A 1,806-nucleotide genomic window follows, 5' to 3' on the forward strand; every position below is an offset into this window, starting at 1 on the left:
GGCTATTCATATAGCTATGTCAGTACGGTGTGGGGCATCGAAGGAAGCATGTGATGCACTTGTAAAATCATTCCAAGAGCTAAATAAAAAAATAATGGAAAGTATGAATCCATAAAAATGCATAACAAAGTGTTGCAACCCGCGCACTGCGTGCGCTGGACAGTTTGTAAGTCGCAGTTTTGTGGTTTTGCTGCGCAAAAGTAATCCACAAAACCACGACTTACAAACTGCCGTTGAACACGGCGTTAGCTTTTAGGAGACATTGTGCACTCAATAGATTATCAGGGCGTATTAACCCATCTTGAAAATACTTTCACGGAACAAGTTTCCTCTGATAAACAAGTAAAAACAAGTAAAAAAGGACAGGCACATTTTTTTTGCAAAAATCATAGTATCAACTACTGTTATTACATACAGTATCTGATGAAGTTGATATATTATGACTCGCGCAAGAAAAAAGCTTATTGATTTAGCATCGACATCTTATTATCACTTAATCTCACGATGCGTGAGACGTGCATTCTTGTGTGGTGATGATAAATACACAGGTAAAAACTTTGATCACCGTAGGGAGTGGTTAGTAGAGCGAATTAAGTTATTAAGTAGTGTGTTCGCCATTGAAATTGCGGCCTACGCGATTATGAGCAATCACTACCACCTTGTTGTGAACGTCAATAGGCGTCAAGCACTTGATTGGTCCGATGATGAAGTAATTAAACGCTGGTATCAGCTTTATAACGGCCACTTTTTAGTCGACCGCCACTTAAAAGGTGAGCAGTTAGATAAGCCAAGTTTGCTCTTTTTTAATGAGATCATCGCTAAATGGCGAGAAAGATTGTATGACATCAGCTGGTATATGAAAAACCTCAATGAGTACATTGCCCGCGAGGCCAATAAAGAAGATAACTGCACGGGTAAGTACTGGGAAGGGCGCTATAAGTCGCAAGCATTATTAGATGAAACCGCAGTGCTCAGTTGCATGGCCTACGTTGATTTGAACCCTATCAGAGCAAACATAGCCGATACGCTTGAAGACAGTGATTTCACCTCAATTCAAGAACGTATAGCGCACTTCAAAGCCTTTACCACAGACACGGTTAAAGCGAATAAGCTTCTCAAACAAAAAGATAATATTCAGCATGAAAGCCAACCAGCACAGTTAAAACCATTTGGCGGCAATCACATTAAACACACGATCCCCTTTGCCTTACTGGATTATATTGAATTAGTCGACTGGAGTGGCCGCCACATAGATCCAAAGAAAAAAGGGCATATCAACAAAACTATGCCAAAAGTGCTCCTGACTTTGAATATAGAAGAGGCGCAATGGCTTGAATCAATTCAACGTTTCAGGCAGCAGTACTCAAATTTTGCAGGCAGCAAACAACGGTTAAAGCAGCAAGCCGCCAGTAATGATGTAAAATGGTACAAAGGCACAGGCTGAACAGTTACATCATTATTAGGTTGTTTTAAAAATACACTATTGAACAAAGTGACGGCCTAGCTTCGCCTAAAATTCTTTCCAAGCACCTCAATTCTAAGCTCTGTAACTAACACTAACAGTGTGCAAAAAATAATGATACGGTTACCTATGACGGGAGAGGTGCTAAATTCTCTGACACAAAATATGTGTCTGTCCTTTTTATTCTCTACTAAAAATACAGAAGCCATGATCTGCTCTAGTCATTGCTGTATATATAAACAGTAGTTGTGTTTGGTTTTTTTTCAACAACTCGCGGGATTATTTCTTGTATTTTACAACAACAAAAAAACAACAAATATAAATCCCTTGATTTACATTTAGAT

1 protein-coding gene is annotated in these 1,806 nt (G+C 39.1%); it reads left to right on the forward strand.

The window, feature by feature from the left end; genetic code table 11:
• The first annotated feature begins 439 nt into the window (after nt 1–439).
• Nucleotides 440–1,444, forward strand: coding sequence for a transposase (locus H5163_RS20975; protein WP_182735891.1), 1,005 nt, complete (start codon nt 440–442; stop codon nt 1,442–1,444).
• The last annotated feature ends 362 nt before the right edge of the window (nt 1,445–1,806 follow it).

The organism is Pseudoalteromonas sp. SG44-8, from assembly GCF_014164125.1.
GTDB classification, from domain to species: Bacteria; Pseudomonadota; Gammaproteobacteria; order Enterobacterales; family Alteromonadaceae; genus Pseudoalteromonas; species Pseudoalteromonas rhizosphaerae.